This is a genomic window from Rhizobium sp. 05N49 (genome assembly GCF_056396805.1).
This window is the reverse complement of record NZ_JBFTME010000019.1, coordinates 14,181-35,009: the sequence shown is the minus strand read 5'-3', so window position 1 is coordinate 35,009 and position 20,829 is coordinate 14,181. Positions and strand designations below refer to the sequence as shown.

The window sequence follows — 20,829 nt, the reverse complement described above, 5'->3', positions numbered from 1 at the left end:
TTACCCTTTCACCGCGCCGCTAGTCATGGCGCCGAGGATCAGCCGCTGGAGCGACAGGAACGCCACGATCGCCGGTACGACGGAGATCAGGCAGGCGGCCGCAAGCAGCTGGATGGACGAGTCGGTCTGCATGCCACGGAAGTTAAAGATCCCGACGCCGATCGGCATCAGATTGTTTTGCGTCAGCAGAAGAAAAGGCACGAGGAATTGTGACCAGCCGGCGATGACGGTGATGATGAAGACGGAAGCAATGCCCGGCGCCGAAAGCGGCAGGACGATCCGCCAGAAGACCGAGAACCGATTGCATCCGTCGATCATCGCAGCTTCATCAAGGCTGCGCGGAATGCCGTCTATCGTGCTCTTCAGCAGCCATGTTGCGAGAGGCACACCGAGGGCAATATAGACCATCGTCACCGCGAAATGCGTATCGAGCAGGCCGAGACGGTTCATGTAGCGGTAGAGCGGCACCATGATCACGAGCGGCGAGATCATCTGGAACAACAAGAGCCCCATCATCGACAGGCCCTTGCCGCGGAACTGGAAGCGGGAGAACGCATAGGCCGCCGGCAGGGCGACGACCAGAACGCCGAAACCGCTGAGTGCTGCGAGCTTCAGGCCGTTCCAGAGATAAATCGGGAAGTAGCTGTTATTGAGGACCGTAACGAAATTATCGATCGTCGGGTTGTGCGGTATGTAGCGTGCCACGCCGCGATAGATTTCGCGTTTGTCACGCACGGCCATCGACAGGAGATAAGAGAGTGGACCGGCGAAGAAGATGAACATCACCAGCATGAAGAGGTAGCTCAGGAAGTCGCCGAAGCGCGTGCCGGTACGCCTGCTCATTGCTCTTCCTCCTTCGGCAGGAACGATGCGTAAACGACGGCAAGCCCGAGGCTGATGATCAGCATCAGCACGGAAAGCACGCTGCCGCCGGAAAGGTCGTAATTGCGGAAGACGATGTTGAATACGTAAAGCGAGATCACCTCGGTCGCACGTCCGGGTCCGCCGCCCGTCAGCGTGATGATCGCATCGAACGTGTTGAGCGTCATGATCGTGATGAGGATCATGTTGACGAGCATGGCTGCACGCAGCTGGGGGAGGGTGATGAAGAAGAACTGTTGCGGGCCTGTCGCGCCGTCGACATCAGCCGCCTCATAGAGCGAAGGGTCGATCGATTTGAGGGCGGCGTACATGACGACCATCGAGAAGGCCGTGCCGCGCCAGATGTTCGAGATCAGCGCCGACCATGGCGCGATCGCCGGATCGGAAAGCCATGCGACGGTCGGCAGGTGCATGAGCCGCAATATGCTGTTCAGCGCCCCATACGGAGCTTCCGAAAACAGCATCTGCCAGATGATGCCGCCGGCAATGCCCGGGACCACCCAGGCGACAAGCGCCGTGGTGCGTAGGATCGTCGTGCCGAACAGTCCGCGTTTTTCACCTCTGATGACGACGACGGCGACGGCGAGACCAAAGATCTGCTGTCCAATGACACTGCCGCCAACGAAGATAAGGGTCGCCCACATGATGTCGGGCAATTGCGGTGAGCTCAGCGCATTCGATATCGTGCCGAGTGTGTAGACCGGATTGTCGCCGATCAGCGTCGCATTGGTGAAGGACAGGCGAAAAACGTCGATCACGGGGTAGAGATAGAAGATGCCGATGACGACAATCACGGGCATGATCCAGGGCAAAGGCGCCCCGGCAAAACGGCGCATGAACGATCTGCTGTGAGGCGGGCTGGCAGCCTCGATGGCAATGGGGCTCATTGGGCTTCTCTGTCCGGGTTTGACATGACCGGCGGCGCCCGTCACGGGCGCCGCCATGATCTCAATCGTCAGAGACGCTTGTAAGCCTCCATCGTCGCGTTGAACGCGCCGTCCAGTGCCTCTTCCGGCTTCTTGGTGCCGGACAGCACGTCGCCCATCATGATCTGGATCTGGTTGGAGATTTCCGGATAGATCGGGGCGCCCGGACGAGCCTGACCATCGACGAGAGCCCCGGCGAAGGTCTTGTTGGCTTCGGTCGCGAAGACATCATATTTGTCGAAGAGCGACTTGCGCGTCGGGAGCTGCTGCTGCAGCGCATTGGCCGGTCCCATATAGACCTCGCGGGCAAGGTTGGCACACATTTCCACCTTGTCCTTGTCCTTGCTGAAGGAGGCGATCGTCCATCCGCCGGTGCCCGTCGAACGTTGATCTGCGGTCGGGCCGGGGATCGGCGAGAAGGTCCAGTTCTTGAACTCCTCTTCGTCGAGCGTTACCTTCAGCTGGGCATATTGCCAGTTGCCACCGATGAAGAGCGCAGTGGTTCCGGCTGCCGCGGCGGCGTTGAGGTCGTCATAGTTGCCGATGGTCGTCACGCGTTTGGGCGCTGCACCGGAATCGACGAGGTCCTTGTAATAGGTCAGGGCCTTGAGGAATTTCTCCTTGTTTTCGCCTTCACCGAAGATTGGCTTGCCGGAATCGTCGACGAGCTTGCCGCCGAGCGCCCAGTAGTTCGCCAGCCAATCGAAGGTGGAACCTTCATAGCGACCGGCATTGAAGAGGATGCCCTCCATGCCCTGTTCGACAGAGGAAAGCCCGGCCTTCTTCAGGTCGTCCCAGGTTTGCGGCGCATCGGCAACGATGGATTTATTGCGGTAAAGCACGCGAAGATCCGTATCCCACCACCATGCACGGATCGTCTGGTCCTTGTCGGTAATGCCGTCGCGGATGAAGGGGAACAGGTCGGCGACTTCTTCCTTCGAGAAATAGGGGGTGAAGTCGGCAAGCACATGGTTGACCATGAACTGCGAGAGCACGAAGGAGTCGACTGCGGCGCAATCCGGAGCGTTGCCGGCTTTGGCCTGTTCCAGCATCTTGGCCTGTTCGGTGCCGATATCGGCCGACATGAACTGCATCTGCAGCTTCCAGTCGGGATGCTTCTTTATGAAGTCGACGAAAAGTTTCTGATAGCCTTCGGCGATTGCCGGATCGGCATTGTTGGGACTGTCGTTGGTGAGCCGGACGACAAGGGTTTTTGGTGCGTCGGCAGCGCCGATTCTGTCTTTTGTCGCAAGCTCCTGGGCAAATGCGGCAGGCACTGAAAATAACATTGTGCTCAGCGCTAATGCGCCGATGAACGCTCTCTTCATGATGGGTCTCCTCCCCATTTTAAACGGATACAGCCTGGTGGTCAGTTGACCTCTCCTCAATTCCATGCTGCATTAATTAGATTAAGTTACTTTGATTTGATGTCAAGCCGCAGCTTGGGAGGATTGAGATGCCGGCGACATTCAACACAAGTTAGCGCGCGCCAGCCGCATTTCCCGATCACAGAAAATCGAGCCATTTCGGGCGTCCGCAATGGCGTCGTGAGTTCTTTGCCCGGCTGCGTGAGGTGGCCGAACCTGACATCTATGGAGGATAAGATGCGCTTACTCATTCTCGGCACTGGCGGGATGGCCAACCAGCATGCTGCAAATTTCAAGGCGATCGACGGCGTCAGCGTGGTGGGCGGCGTCGACGTCGTTCCGGAACGGCTGGCGGCCTTCTGTTCGGAACACGGCATTCCCAACCATTTCAGTTCGCTGGAAGAAGCTCTTGCGTGGGGCGAGTTCGATGCCGTTGCCAACGTCACGCCTGACCGCATTCACCACCCGACGACACTCCAGGCGATCGCGGCCGGCAAACATGTCTTCTGCGAAAAGCCGCTGGCGACTGACGCCACCAAGGCGATGGAAATGACCGATGCTATCGAAAAGGCCGGCAAGGTCGGCATGGTCAACTTCACCTATCGCAATTCTCCCGCCCTGCAGAAAGGCCGGCAGATGGTCCTTGCCGGCGAGATCGGCGAGATCAGACATGTCGAGGCATCGCACCTGCAGAGCTGGCTCGTCGGGCGCCATTGGGGCGATTGGAAAACAGAAAGCAAATGGCTGTGGCGGCTCAGCAAGAAGCACGGCTCGAACGGCGCGCTCGGGGATATCGGCATCCATATCGTCGATTTCGCGTCCTACGGGTCGGGATTGGACGTCGCCCATGTCTTTGCGCGGCTCAAGACCTTCAACAAGGCACCGGGCCACAAGATCGGTGAATATGATCTCGATGCGAATGACAGCTTCACGATGAATGTCGACTTCACGACCGGGGCGATTGGCACCATCCAGGCGACGCGAACCGCTGCCGGCCAGATGGATCAGTTGCGTCTCCGGGTCTATGGCGAGACAGGCTCGGTCGAGATGATCTACGATACAGGAAAGTCGACGCTTCGCGCCTGCCTTGGTGAAGACGTTCACACCGCCACATGGCGCGATATTCCCTTCGACCCGGTCGAGACCAATTACCAGCGCTTCGTGCAGGCGGTGAGGGCGGGCAAGACGCAGGAACCGTCGTTCCGCCGCGCAGCGAATATCCAGAAGGTGCTCGACAAGGCGCTTGCCTCGGATGCCAGTCACGGAGACGAGGCGCTTGGCTGAGCCGACTTGGGCCGGTTCAGGCTGATACCGGCGGCAGCAGAGTGTTGAGGAAGGGCAGCAATGCCGCCCCTAGCGCCACGCCGCCGCCACTGAAGCTTGCCGGCTTCATCGGCGAAATCCATGGCGTCAGGAAGGGACGCTTGGATGTGTCGCGCCGTTCGACGGAGAGCTGGTGGATCAGCGCTTCGATGACGCTTCGCGGCAGGTCGCCGCCGATCATGATGACACCTGGCGCAATGAAGCCGGCCATGGCGATGATGGGATCAAGCAGGTGGCTTGCGGCATCGCGGATCCACTGCGTCAATTGAGGCGAAGACGGCTCCTCGCCCGCGACGAGCCGCCCGAACTCGTCCGCGCTGACCAGTGCGCGCAGGGCGCCGAAGCCGACCACGGCGTTCAGCCGGACATTGTCGGGGCCGGTCAGCATTTCGCCGATACTGCCCGCGCGTCCGTGAACACCGGAATAGGGGATACCGCGAACGAGGAAGCCGGCCTGGACATCTTCATCGATTATGATCATCGCCAGTCCGCCTTCGGGGGCAGGCGCGCCGATGGTGCGCTCGGCAAGCAGGCTTGCGGTGCACTCGTTTTCCACGTGGCTGGCCGGAAGCGTCGATGCTGCGTCGAGTTCATCGCTTTCCGCTGCCGTCCAGTCATTGGACCCGATCCCCAGGCCGATGATCGGCAAGCCGACATGCCGGCCGATCATGTTTTCCGTTACCGAAAGGATTGACGGGACGCGCGTTGCCGGGGTGAGGGGAAAATATTCGCGATCATGGACCTGGCCGCTGAGATCGATCAGCACCGCTTCGCCTCGGCTTTGGCGAACCCTGATACCGATCGAGAAGGCTCCATCCGGCCGCAGGGCAAATTCCGCCGCCGTGGCGCTGTTGCCCGCGCCGTTGCGGCGGTGCGACGTCACCAATCCTCCGTCACTCAGGCGTCGCAGGATATTGGTGATGCCCGGACCGGTAAGCCCGGAATGCTGGCCAAGTTCCGTCCGGGTCAACGGACCATGTCGGCGGATCGCTTCCAGGATGACGCGGATATTTCTGTCGGCGATTTCTCCCGACCGCAGACCGATTGTTTTACCCCGCGTAACGGCCGTTTCCTCTGCCTGACGTCGCCGCGGCCCGGATCGAAGATACCGCATGACCGTCTTCCCTAAGCACCTGAATGCTTGTGTATCACAGGCAAAACTCTAGCAACTTATTTCTTGTGCGCTTGACGTGAAAACAAAGTTACTTAATCTAAGAGCCGCCACGCGTTTCGGTTGGAGGAGACGGGACGCGGCGCCTGCGGCTCATTTGCGCGACCTGATTTTCTCCCCGCCCGTCAGTTGCTTATTTTCCAATAGGACCCGTCATGTCTCTCACTATCGCTCAACGTCTCGATCGTCTGAAAGTCCGCACAGCAGAGCTTGCTCATTGGCGCGACCGGCAAAGCGTTGTGATCGACGGCTGGACCTTCGACGGCGAGCCGATCGCCCATCATCAGGATTGGCCGCACCGCAACGGAACGGTTCATTTCGCGGCATCCGCGGCCACACCGCGCGACTGGCCAGTCGAACAGGTTCGGCTGCAGCTCGATCTCGGCGGCGAAAGCTTGATCACATTGCAATATCCGGGCGGTGAGGCCGAGACATTCGGTCTCGACCCCTACCATCAGGAATTCCCGATCAAGGGCAGGGAGTTTTCAATTGCGACCGAAAGCGTTGCACGCTTTCCCTTCGGTGAGCCGAACCGGGCGCCGAAGCTCAACAGGGCGCGGCTGATCTGGCTGGATGAACCGGTCCATAAACTGCACCTTCTGTTGCGGCAGCTCGGCGAAGCCGCCGATGTGCTGGAAAACCATGAGGTCTTGCCGCACCTCATCGAGGCGGCCGAACAGGTGCTGCGCAGCCTCGACTGGCCCTCGGACACGTCAGCCTATATTTCGCGCACATCCGGTGCGGTCATGCAGCAGAAGATCTGGGAACTGCCGGAACTGCAGGAAAACCCGGCCGGCCTGACGGAAACACAAAGTGCTTCGGCCGCAGCGGCCTATGATCAGCTGGTCGCGCGTCTGAAAGAGCTTCAGAAGCGATTCCCGCCGAATGGCGAGCTGTTGCTGACTGGCCATGCCCATATCGACCTTGCCTGGCTCTGGCCCTATCGCGAGACCCGCCGGAAGATGCGCCGCACCTTCAATACCGCGCTTTCGCTGATGGAGCGGTCGGACGACTTCCGATTCAACCAATCGACCGCTCATTACTATGCGCAGATGGAAGAGGACGATCCGGAGCTTCTCGAGCGTATCAAGAGGAAGGTCGCCGAGGGCAAATGGGAAACGGTCGGCGGAATGTGGGTCGAACCCGACACCAACATGCCGACCGGCGAAAGTCTTGCGCGGCAGGTGCTTTATGGGCAGCGCTATTTCGAAAAACATTTCGGCCTGCGCCACACGGTCTGCTGGCTGCCTGACTGTTTCGGCTTTTCGGGCGCCTTGCCGCAGATCCTGAAGCTCGGCGGAATCGACAGCTTCTTCACCATCAAGGTGAACTGGAGCGAGACCAATCATATTCCATCCGATCTTTTCTGGTGGAAGGGCCTCGATGGAAGCAAGGTTCTGACACACACATTCGACAATCCCATGCATGGCTATAATGGTTTCGTGCAGCCGGATTGCTTCGTGCCGACCTGGAAGAATTTCCGCGGCAAGACGCAGCACGACACGTCGCTCCTGGCAGTCGGCTATGGCGATGGCGGCGGCGGCGTGACACCTGAAATGGTCGAGCGCGAAGTGCAACTGCGCGACTTTCCGGCGATCCCGAGTGCGCGCTGGGGCACGGTGAAGGGCTTTTACGAAAAGGCCCACCGTACCGCGGAGGAAAAAGAGCTTCCGGTATGGGACGGGGAAATCTACCTTGAACTGCACCGTGCGACGCTGACCTCGCAAAGCGGCGTCAAGCGCAAGCACCGGCAGGCCGAGCGGGCGCTCATTACGGCGGAGACGATCGCTTCACTTGCGCATCTGCTGGGTGCCGGTAAGCCGGAAAGCCTGGAAGCGGACTGGCGTGTCGTCCTTAAGAACGAGTTTCATGACATCCTGCCGGGCTCGAGCATTCGCGAGGTCTATATAGATGCCGAGCAGGAGCTTGACGGCGTGATCGTCAATGCCGGGGCAGATCAGGCCAGGGCTTTGAAGGCGCTGTCGTCCCAGCTTCCGGCAGGCGGACTGACGGACGCGGTCATTGCCGTTAATCCGTCGCTCGCGCCGCGACCCCTGACAGCCAGGCTTTCGGATGGAACGGTCTTGTCATCTGCCGATATTGTCGCTCCGCTTTCCGTCGCAGTCTTCGATCGCAGGGCATTGAAGCCGGCCGGCATGCTGAAAGCCGATGCGCACAGCCTCGAGAACGAACATCTGTCTGTCGTCATCGGCAAGGATGGCGCCGTTTCGAGCCTCGTCCACAAGGCAACGGGCAGGGAGGCGGTCGAAGGCGGCGCCAATCAGCTCTGGGTCTATCCGGCCGATAAGCCACGCAACTGGGACGCATGGGATGTCGACGCCGACTATGCGGAAAAGGCCGTCCGCCTCGACAAGCCCGAAAGCATCACACTTGTCGAACAGGGGCCGCATCGCGCGGCGATCCGTGTCGTCCATCGATACCGGAACTCGACGGTCACCCAGCTTTACGTGCTGACCGCGAATGGCCGCAGGCTCGATATCGAAACGACGATCGACTGGCACGACCGGCGCACTCTGCTGAGAACACTGAACCCTGTCGCCGTGCGGTCCCGTACAGCCACTTTCGAATGCGCCTTCGGTATCGTCGAGCGCCAGACGCATACGAACACTTCCTGGGAACAGGCGATGTTCGAAGCTGCGGCGCACCGTTTCGTCGATCTCAGCGAGCCGGGCTTCGGTGTCGCGCTGCTGAACAATGCCAAATACGGGCATAGCGCACGCGGCAATGTCATCGGCATGAGCCTCGTGCGCTCACCGATTTATCCCGATCCGCTCGCCGACGAAGGCGAGCAGAGCTTTACCTATGCGCTGATGCCGCATGAGGGCGCCTGGCATGAAGGCGGGGTCCTGCAGGAGGCGATCGATCTCAACCAGCCGCTCGTTACCGGCGAGTCAACCGGGCTCTCGGCAGGCACGCTGTCGCCGCTCGGCGTCGAGGGCATACCGGTCGCTTTTTCGGGACTGAAAGCGGCGGAGGATGGAGAGGGCCTTATCCTGCGGCTTTACGAGCCGGCAGGCCGCCGCGGGCAGCTTTCGCTTGCCCTGCCCTCCGGCTGGCAGTCTTCGGGACCTCTGAACATCCTCGAAGAGCCGATCGAACGTGCAGGCCCTGCCGACATCATGCCGTTTGAAATCCGGACCTGGCGGCTGCAACAAAGCTGATCGCGATCGCAGCGCCTGTCCGGAGAGGATGCGGACAGGAGGCCTCGGCGGCTAGATGACGACCGGATGATGATGTTCTTGGTCGGATTTCAACATGTCGCAGTGGCCCAGTTCGTATCGGGCACTATCTTCGGGTCTGTCCTTTCACCAGACCCGAGGAAACGATCATGACGGAATCCGTAAAATCCGTACCGGCGCCCCGCGATCAGCACCTTCGCGACATGGCCGATTGCATCCGGTTTCTCTCGATGGATGCCGTCGAGAAGGCCAAGAGCGGGCACCCCGGCATGCCGATGGGCATGGCGGACATTGCCGTCGTACTTTTTTCCGAATTCCTGAAGTTCGATGCCGAGGACCCCTACTGGTTCGATCGGGACCGTTTCCTGATCTCCAATGGGCACGGTTCGATGCTGCTTTACAGCCTGCTCTACCTGACCGGCTATCAGGATATGACGATCGACCAGATCAAGAACTTTCGTCAAATCGACAGCAGGACGGCAGGTCATCCCGAATATCGCCATGCGACGGGCATCGAGACGACCACCGGGCCGCTCGGCCAGGGCATTGCCAATTCGGTCGGTTTTGCGCTTGCCGAGCGCATCATGAACGCCAGGTTTGGCGACGATCTTTCAAGTCATTACACCTATGTGTTCCTGGGTGACGGATGCCTGATGGAAGGCATCAGCCAGGAGGCCATATCGCTCGCCGGCCACTTGAAGCTCGGCAAGCTGATCGCATTCTGGGACAACAATTCGATCTCGATCGACGGGGCGACAAGTCTGGCGGAATCCGACGATCAGCCGGCGCGGTTCCGTGCATCGAACTGGCATGTGCAGGAGATTGACGGACACGATACGGACGCCATCCGCGACGCAATCGTCGAAGCGCAGCGGGTCACCGATCGCCCGTCGTTGATTGCCTGCAAGACCATAATCGGTTTCGGCTTTCCGACGCGCGCCGGTACGCAGAAGGCTCATAGTGACGCGCCGGGCGAAGAGGAGATTGCCGGCGCCCGCAAGATTCTGGGCTGGACCGCGCCTCCCTTCGAGATCCCGTCCGGCCTGCTGGAAGACTGGAGGAAGATCGGCGCCAAGGGACGCAACGCCCGGATGGCCTGGGCGGTCCGGGTCCAGACCGCGAAGGCGGATGTTCGCGCTGACTTTGAGCGCCGCATGAAAGGCGAGCTGCCTTCAGACTGGACCAGCGCAATAGAAGCAGCAAAACAGGAGCTTCTGTCTGCCGACAAGGATCTGGCGACCAGACAGGCGAGCGGGATTGTTCTCAACCACCTTGCCGAAGCCCTGCCGGAGCTTCTCGGCGGATCGGCGGACCTCACACCGTCGAACAATACGAAAGCCAAATCCATGGTCGAAATTGCGCCGGGCCAGTATAATGGATCCTATATCCATTATGGCGTGCGCGAGCATGGAATGGCCGCGGCCATCAACGGAATTGCTCTTCACGGTGGGCTGATCCCTTACGGCGGCACCTTCCTGACCTTTTCCGACTACGCTCGTCCGTCCATCCGGCTGGCGGCAATGATGGCGGTGCGTTCGATCTTCGTGATGACGCATGATTCGATCGGTCTCGGCGAAGATGGACCGACGCATCAGCCCGTCGAACATCTGACGGCGCTGCGCGCCATTCCGGGCCTTGCCGTGTTCCGTCCGGGCGACCCGATCGAGACGGCGGAATGCTGGCAGGCCATTCTCGATGCCCCGCGGCAGGCAGCCCTGATCGCTCTGTCCCGCCAGCCCATGCCGCTTCTGAGGAAGCAGCCGAGCCCACTCAACCTGTCGGCAAAGGGCGGATATGTTCTGCTCGAGGCTGAAGGGGGCGCGCGCGAGCTGACCATCATGTCGACGGGATCGGAATTGCACCTTGCTGTCGAAGCAAGGACGAGGCTTCAGGCGGAAGGCGTTCCGACCGCGGTCGTGTCCATGCCGTGCCAGCTGCTGTTTGAGGCGCAGGCACCGGACTACAAGCGTGAGGTTCTCGGAGACGGGACCGCGCGCGTCGCGGTGGAGGCCGCCGTCCAGGATAGCTGGGACCGATATATCGGGCTCGATGGCCGATTCGTCGGCATGCACAGCTTCGGCGCGTCCGGCAAGATCGACGATGTCTACAGGAAATTCGACATCACCACCGACGCAGTTGTGAAAGCCGCGCGGGGAACGCTGGGTCTCCGCCGTCGGTGAGTTGTTGGCGATCGCGGACGATTTGTGATCCCAACTGCTCTCGGCGCTTATGCATTATCAGGGACAAGACTATTTCGTCATCCGCTCTGTAAGATGTACTCGCGACGGCGATGGTTCGAAACCATCTGCGAAATATTGCGTTTCATGGGCCACCAGCCCGTCGCGAAATTCCATGATGCTGACGACGTATGAGGGTACATCGTCATAGGTGAGTGTAAATTCGGTGACCCAAAGATCGCCGTTACCGACAATTCGTCGGACGGTGAACCGCTTCTTGTTTGGCTGAACAAACCGGCTTTGTTGAATATTGTGCCGACCGCGAATCCGCTCTCCTGATTGCGGATAATCCAGCAAGGCGTCGTCGTGATAGATCTCGTGTTCGGCATCGAAATCGCTCGCGTCCGAAGCCCGCCAATGGCGCTCCAATCTTTCCTGCACCGTTTGATCTTTCAATGGGATCTCCAACCTTCGTTTGCCGCCCTCATCCTCAGGGCGCCGAAATGGTGAGTTCGATCGCTGATCGTTCGAAGGATACGCTTGCCGAGAGCTGCCGGCAATTTGCTGATTGTGCGTATCAGCGCGGGGCCGGTACACGCTGATACATTTCAGCCGATTTTCGAAATATCTGGGACACGTGGACCCCTGAAATCACTCTCCGTTAACAGGCGCCGCGAATGTGGCAGCAATTGAAGGAGAGTGTTTCATGACCAAGGCCGACAATGTTTCAATTCGGCGTAGTGTTTCCGATCGAGCGATCGCCATGGCGTTTGGCTCTCTGTTGCTCGTTCCGGTGATCTATGCACTTCCGGTCGATGCCGCCGATCTTGCGTCGAGTGTTGCCACAACAGCGGTGAGCGCGGACGAAAGTGTCCGCCCGTTTCAGGTCCACGTGCCGCAGTCGCAGCTTGACGACCTGCGCAGGCGCATCGCCGACACCCGATGGCCGGACAAGGAGAYGGTCGGCGACGACTCCCAGGGTATTCAACTGTCACGCGTTCAGGATCTTGTTCGCTATTGGGGTACAGAGTACGACTGGCGCAAGACCGAGGCGCAACTCAATGCATTGCCGGAATTCGTCACCACGATCGACGGTGTCGACATCGAGTTCATCCATGTTCGTTCGCGCCATCCTAACGCTCTCCCGATCATTCTGACTCATGGCTGGCCGGGGTCGATATTTGAATTCATCAAGACCATAGGCCCTCTCACGGACCCGACCGCATATGGCGGCCGGCCGGAAGATGCGTTCGACGTCGTCATCCCATCGATACCGGGCTACGGATTTTCCGGAAAGCCGACCGAACAGGGCTGGGGCCCGGACCGGGTTGCCCGCGCCTGGGATGTCCTGATGAAACGGCTCGGTTATGACCACTATGTCTCTCAGGGTGGCGATCATGGTTCGGTGATCTCCGATGCGTTGGCGCGTCAGGCGCCGAAGGGTCTGCTGGCAATCCATCTCAATATGCCCGCGACGGTGCCGGGCGACCTCATGAAGGCTATCAACAGCGGGGACCCGGCTCCTGCGAGCCTGTCGTCGCCGGAGCGGGACGCCTATAATTCCCTGAGCACCTTCTTCGGACGAAACGCTGCCTATGGCGCGATAATGGTGACCCGGCCGCAGACGATCGGCTATTCGCTTTCCGACTCGCCGGCTGGCCTGGCGTCCTGGATCTACGAGAAGTTTGCCCAGTGGAGCGACAGCGGCGGCGTTCCTGAACGCGTATTCTCCAAGGACGAAATGCTTGATGACATCACGCTCTATTGGCTGACGAACTCCGGCGCATCGTCTTCGCGGTTCTACTGGGAAAACAACAACAACAACTTCAGTGCCGAAACGCAGAAGACGAAGGACATCAAGGTCCCGGTCGGCATCACGGTCTTCCCGAAGGAGATCTATCAAGCGCCGGAAAGCTGGGCCAAGCAGGCTTATCCCTCGCTGACCTACTATCATCAGGTCGAGAAAGGCGGGCATTTTGCGGCCTGGGAGCAGCCGCAGCTCTTCGCCGAAGAAGTAAGAGCCGCTTTCAAGTCCGTACGCTGACAATATCGAAAGGGTGGCCCTCACGCGAGGGCCACCCCAGCCGAACAGGTGACCTGAAAATTTCACGCCCTCTTCGCCCAGATGCCGTCATCAGTGGCTTTGGCAAAAATCGGAAAGCAGCTTAGCACACGTGTGCATTTTGTTTCCTCCTGTCATTCCGGTGTTACGCGCCGGGGCTAGCAAGTCTCAGAACTCATCAGGGGCGCGGCCTCGACAGTGAAGGGAGACAGGGTATGAATAGACGCGAATTTCTGATCACATCGTCGGCGGCTGCGAGCCTTCTCGCCCTTCCGCGCTTTGCCTCGGCCGCCGTAGGCACGATCGACCTCTACAGCGGGTCGGATTCCAATATCATCGACCTGTGGAACAACATCATCCGTCCGGCTTTCGAAAAGGCGCATCCGGAAGTCGCGCTGAAGGTTACCGATGCCGGCGACAACAACGGCCTTCGCGCCATCGGCGACCGCGCTCTCGCTGCGCTTAAGACCAAAACCGATCCGCAGGCCGACCTCTTCGAATCCTTCGATCCGCGCCTTCCGGCCGGCGGTATCGATGCCGGTCTCTGGGTAAAGTTCTCCGCTGAGAATGTGCCCGGCTTCGACCGCGTCAATCCGCTCGCTATCGACACGCCCTACTCATTGCCCTATCGCGGCTCGCAGGTTCTGCTCGCCTATGACAAGACCAAGCTCGACCCGAAGGATGCGCCGAAGACCTGGGAGCAGCTGACGGCCTGGATCAAGGCCAATCCCGGCCAGTTCATCTACAACCGTCCGGACAAGGGCGGTTCGGGCGGCAATTTCGTTCGCCGCGCCATTCATGAAGCCAACGGCCGCGACCCGAAGAAATTCAAGATCGACAACTTCACTGCCGATTTTGCCGAGYAGTCGCTGACGCCGGCCTGGAAGATCCTCAACGATCTCGCGCCGTCGCTCTATCAGAAGGGCGCCTATACCGCCGGCAACACGCAGTCGATCCAGCTGCTCTCCCAGGGCGTCGTGACCATGGCTCCGGTCTGGTCCGACCAGGTCCTGCAGGCGATTTCTCAGGGCGTTCTGCCCGAGACGACCGGCCTTGTGCAGCTTTCTGACCTCGCGCTTTGCGGCGGTTTTTCGGCTATGACGATCTTCACCAACGGCGCCAACAAGGATGCCGCCCTCAAGCTCGCCGCCTTCATGCTGACGAGCGAGATGCAGGAAGCTATCATTACCGAAATCGGTGGTTTCCCGGGCGTTTCCTGGGATCACATTTCCGAAGATCTGCGCAAGAAATATGCCGACGTCATCCCGGCGACCATCCCGACCTTCCCGGGCGGCGATTGGGAAAAGGCGATCAACGATGGCTGGTACCGTACCGTCGCTCCCGGTATCAGCCGCACCTGATGACGGTCGATACGGCGCAGCCTGCGGTCATAGACCGTGCTCAGCCTCTCAGCAGGGGGAGCCTTTACGGGCTCCTCCTCGTCGGCATGCCGGTCTTTCTGGTCGGCTGGCTGATCATCTTTCCGATCTTTTCGGCGGTCGCCACGACCATTTTCGTGCGTCAACCTGACGGAACGACTGCGTTTTCGCTCGCCTCCTACCATTTCTTCTTCAGCGACGCCTACAGCCTGAACAATCTCTGGCTGACGCTCTGGACGACCTTTGTCTGCGGCCTGCTCCTGCTTGCGATCGGCCTTCCGATTGCGCTTTATCTGCGCTTTTCCGGCAGTCGCCTTGCCGGCTATGTGCAGGGTCTCGCGATCTTTCCGATGTTCGTTCCTTCGATCATTCTCTCCTATGCGCTGATCCGCACGATCGGACCGAACGGCACGGTCGACATCCTGCTCAATGCCGTCGGCTTGCCAAAGCTGCCGAGCCCGTATCTGACGCCCTGGGGGCCGGTCATCGGCCTTGTCTGGGACAATCTGCCTTTGACTGTTTTGATGCTGACGGCCGGGCTCACGTCCGTTTCCAACAGTTCCATCGAGGCGGCCCGCGATGTCGGCGCGACGCCCCCGAGGGTCTTCATCTCGATCATCTTGCCGCGCATGGGCAACTCGCTGCTGGTGACCGCTTCCTTTGCCGTTCTCGGCATATTCTCGGCTTTCACCTTGCCCTACGTGCTCGGCCCCGCCTCGCCAGAGATGATGGGACCCTTCATGCAGCGCACCTTCGCGGATATGAATGACCCGCTGAACGCGCTGACACAGGCGGTCATCAGCTTCGGCTTCTGCCTTCTCTTCGGCATCTTCTATGTCTGGTCGATCGCCCGCAACCGCGAGGGCCGATGATGCCTCAGTCGCCAGCTCTGAAATTCGACTGGACGGGGCTGCTGCTGGCATTGCTGCTGACGCTTTTCATCGCGTTGCCGCTGCTGGTCGTCGCGACCTGGGCTTTCACCGAGATCTGGCGCTACCCTTCCGTCATTCCCCAGCAGTTCGGCCTGCGTTTCTGGTCGCAGACGCTCGCTCGCAAGGATGTCTGGGATGCGCTATTCCTCAGCTTGCGGCTGACGGCGACGGTAACGCTGCTCTCTGCGATCATCTGTCTTCCGGCGGCCTATGCCTTTGCTCGGATGCGCTTTCCCGGCCGCAACATCCTGTTTCTCTCGTTTCTTGCCTCCCATGCCTTTCCAAAATTCGGTCTGCTGGTGGCGATTGCCGGCATCTTCCTGCAACTCGGTCTGATCAGTACCTTCTGGGGTGTGGTGTTGATCCAGCTCGTCGGCACGCTGATGCTGATGATCTGGATCCCGGTCGCGGCTTTCCAGAATGTCGACCGGCGCATGGAGGAGGCCGCGCGCGACGCCGGCGCCACGCCGCTTCGCGTCTTCTGGTCGATCACGCTGCCGCAGGCCGCTCCGACCATATCAGCGGCCCTGCTCCTGACCTTCGTCGGCACCTTTTACGAGACGGAAGGCGCCTGGCTGATCGGTGCGCCGGAGATCCGCACCATGCCGGTGCTGATGATCAGCTTCATCAACAACCAGATCGTCGTGCAATATGGTGCGGTTCTCTCCGTGATGCTTTGGGTGCCGTCCTTTGCGGCATTGATGTTTGCGCGGCGCGTCATCGGGACCGGCGCGTTTGCGCGGGGCTTCGGCGCCTGAGCGCCGGCAGAAAGGATATAACAATGGCACATCTGGCGATCGAAGGCGTTTCGAAGAGCTTCGGCCATACCTTTGCCGTCAGCGATTTTTCGCTTGAGGTCGGTGATGGTGAGCTCGTCTGCCTGCTCGGCCCGTCAGGTTCCGGCAAATCGACGTTGCTGCGTATGATCGGCGGTTTTGAGCGGCCGACCGGCGGCAGCATCCGCATCGACGCAAAGGATGTAACGACCCTGCCGCCGGAGCGGCGCCCAACCGGCATGGTCTTCCAGAGCCATGCGCTCTGGACCCATATGGATGTCTTCAACAACATCGCCTTCGGCCTCAAACTGCGGCGTCTGCCAAAGACCGAAATTCGAGAGCGCGTCGAGAACGCCCTCGTTCTCGTCGGTCTCGCAGATTACGGGAGGCGCGCGGTGACTCAGCTTTCCGGCGGCCAGCAGCAGCGTGTCGCGCTTGCCCGTTCGCTCGTCCTCGAGCCCAAGATCCTGCTGCTCGATGAACCCTTCGCCAGTCTCGACCAGCATCTGCGCGAGCGGCTGCGTGAGGAAGTGCGCGACATCCAGCAGCGCCTCGGCATCACGACATTGTTCGTCACCCACGGCCAGGATGAAGCCCTGGCGCTTGCCGACCGCATCGTCGTCATGCGCGACGGCCGAACGGAGCAGGTGGCGCCGCCGAGCGTCATCTACCGCGAACCGCAGACGGCTTTCGTCGCCGGCTTTATTGGCTCGATGAATTTCGTCGAGAGCGAGATCCGAGATGGGATCTGCACGCATCCGCTTTTCGGTTTTTCCATTCCGGTCGCAAATGGTCCCGTGATGCTTGCGATGCGCCCGGAAGCCCTGACTGTGCATCCGGCCAGCGGAGCGGCAGGTGCAATCGTCCACCGCGTCACCGACTTCGGTACGCACAAGATCGTCGATATCGATCTCGCCGATGGCATCAGGCTGAAGGCGATGGTTGCGCCGGGCGATATGATCCGGGCCGGAATGACCGTCGCTCCCAGCTGCTCGGGCTTCTTCGCCTTCCGTGACAATGCGCTGATTCACCAGTCGGCTGGCGCACAGGCGGCTGCGATAATGCAGCCGCTCCATACGGCTTGAACGGTCTCAGGCTTTCGGCTGAAAACCCTCCCGCAGCCAGGGATAGAGTGGCTTGCTTGCTGCGAGGATGTCGCCTTTGCCGGTCACAGCCGCGCCGGAAAACCGTGTGACGACACCGCCTGCTTCCTCGACCATGAGTGCCGAGGCACCGAAGTCATGGACCGACAGGCCGTCCTCGAAGAAGCCGTCCAGTCGGCCGCAGGCGACATAGGCGATCGAAAGCGCTGCCGAACCGAGCCGACGCACGCCGGCGGTATTGGCCATCAGCCGCTTGACGGCGTCGAAATAAAGCTCTTCCGGGACCGCCTTGACCTGGCCGGGGATCGGCAGGCCGGCGCCAACGAGCACGTTCTGGATATCGGCCACCTCAGCGCAATGGATCTGCTCGCCGTTCAGCCAGGCGCCGCCGCCGGCCTCTGCACTGAAGAGCTCGTCCTGCATGGCGTCATAGACGACGCCTGAGACGACGCGGCCGGCCTCGGCGATCGAGATCGTCATGCCGAAATGCGGGATGCCCCAGGCGAAATTGGTCGTGCCGTCGATCGGGTCGATATAGATGACCGGCGCGTCCGCGCTGCCCTGCCGGTTGCCGACCTCTTCCTCGCCCTTGATCGCATAGGCCGGAAACGCGCTCATCATTTCCTCGACGATGATCCGCTCGACCGCGACATCGATTTCCGTCTGGTAGTCGCGCGGTGCCTTGTGGACCATCTCGGCGGCCGTACGCCGTCTAAGGCCATTGCGCGCCGTTTCCCCTGCCTTGAGGGCTGTTTCGGCGAGTACGAGAAGGCGGGGCGAGGCTGCCGGCGACAGGCGCGCGGCGGTCGAAGACGATTTCATGAAGACAATCCGTGTGATGACTGGGGATGGCAGGCGGTTCGGTGTTTCTCATTGCAAATGCGCATGATGCTTTTATGAAGCGCGCGCGCAATGGCATGCGGTGTCGGGTCGACTTTCGTTCTGGACCTCTCAGCTCATGCTTTAGCCCGCTCACCCGCCGGTGCAGCGCAGGATTCACGAAGGATCAGGTTTGGGGAAAAGATCGTCCGCGCACCGCTTGGCGGCGTCCTGCTGGAGATCTCGCTGAGAAGGGTGGAGATGGCCTGCTGCGCCATATCGAGCACCGGGGCGGCAACGACTGTCGGCGGCGGGTTCATGATGTTAGCAAAATCGAAATCGTCTATCCCGATGACCGAGACGTCATCAGGCACTCTGAAACCCAATTCGCGCAGCGCATTCAGGACGCCGAGCGTCATCATGTTCGATAATGCAAAAATCGCGGTCGGCGGATCAGGTTCGCGCATGCGGCGGATCGTGCTGTCATGCGCGCGCGCCTGGTCGAAACGCCCCTCAAGCAACAGCCCCGGATCAACAGGCAGGCCATGGGCGGCATGGGCCAGCATATAGCCAGCAAGACGATCTTCACCGGTGATGATGTTGGCGCGCCCGGCAGTGACGGCGATCCGTCTGTGGCCAAGGCTGATCAGATGTTCCGTGGCCATGCGGCCGGCTGCGATATTGTCGAGCTTGATCACGTCATAGGGCAGGCCCTCGATGAAACTGTCGAGCAGGATCGTCGGCACATGGATCTTGTCGACCATGCGGGCGCCATGCTCGGCATCCGAGCGTGTCGGAATGATGATGAGCCCTTCGACGCGCTGCATGCGCATCATGGTCAGGATCTGCTGCTCGCGGTCGTGATCCTCGCTCGTCGAATAGACCGCCGCCATGTAGCCGGCATTGAGGCAAGCGGACTCGACGACCTTGGCGACCTTGGCAAAATGCGGGTTGGTGATATCAGGCAGGATCAGACCGATCAGCCGGGAGCGGCCCATGCGCAGGCTGCGCGCGCCGCCATGCGGGATATAACCGATGTCGCGGACAGCGGCCTCCACCTTGGCGATCACCTCGTCGCTGACGGGCGCTGAACGATTGAGTGCCGCCGATGCCGTCGATATGGCGACACCCGCTCGTTTCGCCACATCCTTGATGGTGGCCATGCATCCTCCAGCTTTTTCTCAGGCCCTCTTGCCACCGGGCCGTTCTGATGCTCTTATACGAAACGTTTCGACTAAGCAAATGACGCCATGCGGGACCGGGGAGGAACTGGGTCCGCAATATTTCAGTAGGAATACACGAAACGTTTCGACCGGTGGAGGCCGGGATACGTGGCAACGCGCCGGAGGAGGCGCATCAGGGAGGATCACATGCATGAGTTCTCGCGGCGTTCGCTGCTGATTTCGTCTGCCGCTCTTGCCGTCGGCGCAAGTGTCGGGCGCGCCTTCGCGCAATCGGATGTCACGGCGACCCTGAAGATGCAGGGCTTCGGCGGTGACGCCGAGCTATCGGCCATGACCAACGCCATTGCGCGTTTCAACAAGAAATACCCGAACGTCAAGGTCGAGCTTTCCGTCGACCCGATTTCGACGGGCTGGGGCGACTACGTCACCAAGGTCTTCAGCCAGTTCAATTCCGGTCAGCAGGCCGATGTCTATGGCACGGCGATCGAGACCTTCCAGAGCTTCTCGTCGCGCGGCCTCTTTCTGCCGCTCAATGATTTCGTTGCCGCCAATCCTGGCTTCTCGGACTTCGCTCCGAGCCTCTTCAAGCAGTCGAGCTACAAGGGGGATATCAACTATATCCCGATCGGCTGGAACAACATCATGATCAACTACAACAGGGATTTGTTCGACAAGGCCGGCATTGCCTATCCGAAGGACGGCAAGTGGACCTGGGATGAGTTCCGCGATGTCGCGAAGAAGCTGACGATCAAGGATGCCTCCGGCAACGTTACCCAGTTCGGTTATGAAGTGCCGAACCAGAACTTCTTCATCCAGCCCTGGTTCTTCTCGAATGGTACGGGCATCATCAACGACGAGTGGACGGCGTCCAACATGCTCGACCCCAAGGTCGCCGAAAGTCTGCAATTCCTGCATGACCTCATCCATGTCGATGGCGTCTCGCCAATCCCCGGCAAGGATACGATGGACAATCAGTTCATGGCCGGCCAGGTGGCGATGATCAGCCGTGGTCACTGGATCATCCAGAGTGCCAAGAACAACAAGCTCAACATGGATGTCGCCATTCCGCCGAGCAAGGCAACCGACACGACCGTGATCGGCTTCGGCGGTTATGCGGTCGCCAAGACGAGCAAGCAGCCGGATCTTGCCAAGGCACTGATCCTCGAACTGACGAGCGAGGAGACGCAGAAGGAGGAAGGCGAAAAGGGTGGCGGTGTTCCCGGCCGTAAGTCGGCCGCCGAGACGCCGGGCTTCCTGAGCTTCCCGCCGAGTGCCGCGCTCTATTACCAGACGCTGCCAAACACCAAGGCCGTGCCGTCTCCTGCCAATTTCCAGGAGGTCGAGAAGATCTTCATCCGCTATTACACGGCGATGATGGCCGGCGAGGTCAAGATCGCCGACGGCGTGAAGCAGGCGGATGCCGAGCTCAACGCTTCCTTCGAACGGCTGAAGAAGCGCATGGGCGGCTGATCGATCAAGGGTTCTCACGATCTTCCTCCCGCCGTCGCGGCCGGGTGGCAGGTTGCCG

Annotated in this window: 16 protein-coding genes; 9 read left to right on the top strand and 7 right to left on the bottom strand. The window is 60.3% G+C overall.

What is annotated here, in order from left to right:
* The 3 genes from AC1DF8_RS28480 to AC1DF8_RS28470 form a co-directional block, all read right to left on the bottom strand.
* On the bottom strand, window positions 1–843 hold the full coding sequence (locus tag AC1DF8_RS28480) for a carbohydrate ABC transporter permease (RefSeq protein WP_018115330.1): 843 nt from the start codon (window positions 841–843) through the stop codon (window positions 1–3).
* Window positions 840–1,769: a carbohydrate ABC transporter permease gene (locus AC1DF8_RS28475; protein ID WP_029616497.1), complete on the bottom strand. Its 930-nt coding sequence runs from the start codon at window positions 1,767–1,769 to the stop codon at window positions 840–842. Before AC1DF8_RS28475 ends, AC1DF8_RS28480 begins: the two co-directional genes overlap by 4 nt.
* A 68-nt stretch (window positions 1,770–1,837) precedes the next feature.
* A complete protein-coding gene (locus AC1DF8_RS28470) occupies window positions 1,838–3,136 on the bottom strand; it encodes an extracellular solute-binding protein (protein WP_018115328.1) in 1,299 nt (432 codons plus the stop codon).
* A 276-nt stretch (window positions 3,137–3,412) separates the two neighbouring features.
* On the opposite strand from AC1DF8_RS28470, the gene AC1DF8_RS28465 reads away from it, so the two are divergent.
* Window positions 3,413–4,459, top strand: a complete 1,047-nt coding sequence (locus tag AC1DF8_RS28465) for a Gfo/Idh/MocA family protein (protein WP_478155859.1) — start codon at window positions 3,413–3,415, stop codon at window positions 4,457–4,459.
* Between the two features lie 16 nt (window positions 4,460–4,475).
* Here the strand turns inward: AC1DF8_RS28465 and AC1DF8_RS28460 are convergent, their stop codons facing one another.
* Window positions 4,476–5,612, bottom strand: coding sequence for an ROK family protein (locus AC1DF8_RS28460; RefSeq protein WP_478155858.1), 1,137 nt, complete (start codon window positions 5,610–5,612; stop codon window positions 4,476–4,478).
* A gap of 212 nt (window positions 5,613–5,824) precedes the next feature.
* On the opposite strand from AC1DF8_RS28460, the gene AC1DF8_RS28455 reads away from it, so the two are divergent.
* Together AC1DF8_RS28455 and tkt are read left to right on the top strand one after the other, a co-directional pair.
* Entirely contained in the window at window positions 5,825–8,851 is a 3,027-nt protein-coding gene (locus AC1DF8_RS28455; protein ID WP_478155857.1) for an alpha-mannosidase, read from the top strand.
* A 167-nt stretch (window positions 8,852–9,018) separates the two neighbouring features.
* Window positions 9,019–11,049, top strand: a complete 2,031-nt coding sequence (gene tkt / locus AC1DF8_RS28450; RefSeq protein WP_478155856.1) for a transketolase — start codon at window positions 9,019–9,021, stop codon at window positions 11,047–11,049.
* Between the two features lie 69 nt (window positions 11,050–11,118).
* Here the strand turns inward: tkt and AC1DF8_RS28445 are convergent, their stop codons facing one another.
* On the bottom strand, window positions 11,119–11,502 hold the full coding sequence (locus AC1DF8_RS28445) for a nuclear transport factor 2 family protein (protein WP_018115323.1): 384 nt from the start codon (window positions 11,500–11,502) through the stop codon (window positions 11,119–11,121).
* A gap of 250 nt (window positions 11,503–11,752) precedes the next feature.
* Here AC1DF8_RS28445 and AC1DF8_RS28440 point away from each other — a divergent pair, with 250 nt between their 5' ends.
* The 5 genes from AC1DF8_RS28440 to AC1DF8_RS28420 all read left to right on the top strand — a co-directional run bounded on the left by AC1DF8_RS28440 (window position 11,753) and on the right by AC1DF8_RS28420 (window position 17,280).
* The gene (locus AC1DF8_RS28440) at window positions 11,753–13,090 is read left to right on the top strand and encodes an epoxide hydrolase family protein (protein ID WP_478155855.1); all 1,338 of its coding nucleotides are present in this window, start codon (window positions 11,753–11,755) and stop codon (window positions 13,088–13,090) included.
* A 233-nt stretch (window positions 13,091–13,323) separates the two neighbouring features.
* Window positions 13,324–14,469, top strand: coding sequence for an extracellular solute-binding protein (locus AC1DF8_RS28435; protein WP_478155854.1), 1,146 nt, complete (start codon window positions 13,324–13,326; stop codon window positions 14,467–14,469).
* The gene (locus AC1DF8_RS28430) at window positions 14,469–15,359 is read left to right on the top strand and encodes an ABC transporter permease (protein ID WP_018115320.1); all 891 of its coding nucleotides are present in this window, start codon (window positions 14,469–14,471) and stop codon (window positions 15,357–15,359) included. The genes AC1DF8_RS28435 and AC1DF8_RS28430 overlap by 1 nt, the downstream gene beginning before the upstream one ends.
* Entirely contained in the window at window positions 15,356–16,177 is an 822-nt protein-coding gene (locus tag AC1DF8_RS28425; protein ID WP_018115319.1) for an ABC transporter permease, read from the top strand. Before AC1DF8_RS28430 ends, AC1DF8_RS28425 begins: the two co-directional genes overlap by 4 nt.
* Window positions 16,178–16,200: 23 nt before the next feature.
* Window positions 16,201–17,280: an ABC transporter ATP-binding protein gene (locus tag AC1DF8_RS28420; protein WP_478155853.1), complete on the top strand. Its 1,080-nt coding sequence runs from the start codon at window positions 16,201–16,203 to the stop codon at window positions 17,278–17,280.
* Window positions 17,281–17,286: 6 nt separating this feature from the next.
* On the opposite strand, the gene AC1DF8_RS28415 is transcribed toward AC1DF8_RS28420, so the two are convergent.
* Entirely contained in the window at window positions 17,287–18,120 is an 834-nt protein-coding gene (locus tag AC1DF8_RS28415; protein ID WP_113117771.1) for an inositol monophosphatase family protein, read from the bottom strand.
* Between the two features lie 134 nt (window positions 18,121–18,254).
* A complete protein-coding gene (locus tag AC1DF8_RS28410; RefSeq protein ID WP_113145082.1) occupies window positions 18,255–19,280 on the bottom strand; it encodes a LacI family DNA-binding transcriptional regulator in 1,026 nt (341 codons plus the stop codon).
* Window positions 19,281–19,487: 207 nt separating this feature from the next.
* On the opposite strand from AC1DF8_RS28410, the gene AC1DF8_RS28405 reads away from it, so the two are divergent.
* On the top strand, window positions 19,488–20,771 hold the full coding sequence (locus AC1DF8_RS28405; protein ID WP_113015581.1) for an ABC transporter substrate-binding protein: 1,284 nt from the start codon (window positions 19,488–19,490) through the stop codon (window positions 20,769–20,771).
* The last annotated feature ends 58 nt before the right edge of the window (window positions 20,772–20,829 follow it).

Excerpts from the sequence above, each read along its gene's own strand:
- AC1DF8_RS28480 (WP_018115330.1), bottom strand. The coding sequence starts at position 843 with ATGAGCAGGCGTACCGGCACGCGCTTCGGCGACTTCCTGAGCTACCTC.
- AC1DF8_RS28475 (WP_029616497.1), bottom strand. The coding sequence starts at position 1,769 with ATGAGCCCCATTGCCATCGAGGCTGCCAGCCCGCCTCACAGCAGATCG.
- AC1DF8_RS28470 (WP_018115328.1), bottom strand. The coding sequence starts at position 3,136 with ATGAAGAGAGCGTTCATCGGCGCATTAGCGCTGAGCACAATGTTATTT.
- AC1DF8_RS28465 (WP_478155859.1), top strand. The coding sequence starts at position 3,413 with ATGCGCTTACTCATTCTCGGCACTGGCGGGATGGCCAACCAGCATGCT.
- AC1DF8_RS28460 (WP_478155858.1), bottom strand. The coding sequence starts at position 5,612 with ATGCGGTATCTTCGATCCGGGCCGCGGCGACGTCAGGCAGAGGAAACG.
- AC1DF8_RS28455 (WP_478155857.1), top strand. The coding sequence starts at position 5,825 with ATGTCTCTCACTATCGCTCAACGTCTCGATCGTCTGAAAGTCCGCACA.
- tkt (WP_478155856.1), top strand. The coding sequence starts at position 9,019 with ATGACGGAATCCGTAAAATCCGTACCGGCGCCCCGCGATCAGCACCTT.
- AC1DF8_RS28430 (WP_018115320.1), top strand. The coding sequence starts at position 14,469 with ATGACGGTCGATACGGCGCAGCCTGCGGTCATAGACCGTGCTCAGCCT.
- AC1DF8_RS28425 (WP_018115319.1), top strand. The coding sequence starts at position 15,356 with ATGATGCCTCAGTCGCCAGCTCTGAAATTCGACTGGACGGGGCTGCTG.
- AC1DF8_RS28420 (WP_478155853.1), top strand. The coding sequence starts at position 16,201 with ATGGCACATCTGGCGATCGAAGGCGTTTCGAAGAGCTTCGGCCATACC.
- AC1DF8_RS28415 (WP_113117771.1), bottom strand. The coding sequence starts at position 18,120 with ATGAAATCGTCTTCGACCGCCGCGCGCCTGTCGCCGGCAGCCTCGCCC.
- AC1DF8_RS28410 (WP_113145082.1), bottom strand. The coding sequence starts at position 19,280 with ATGGCCACCATCAAGGATGTGGCGAAACGAGCGGGTGTCGCCATATCG.
- AC1DF8_RS28405 (WP_113015581.1), top strand. The coding sequence starts at position 19,488 with ATGCATGAGTTCTCGCGGCGTTCGCTGCTGATTTCGTCTGCCGCTCTT.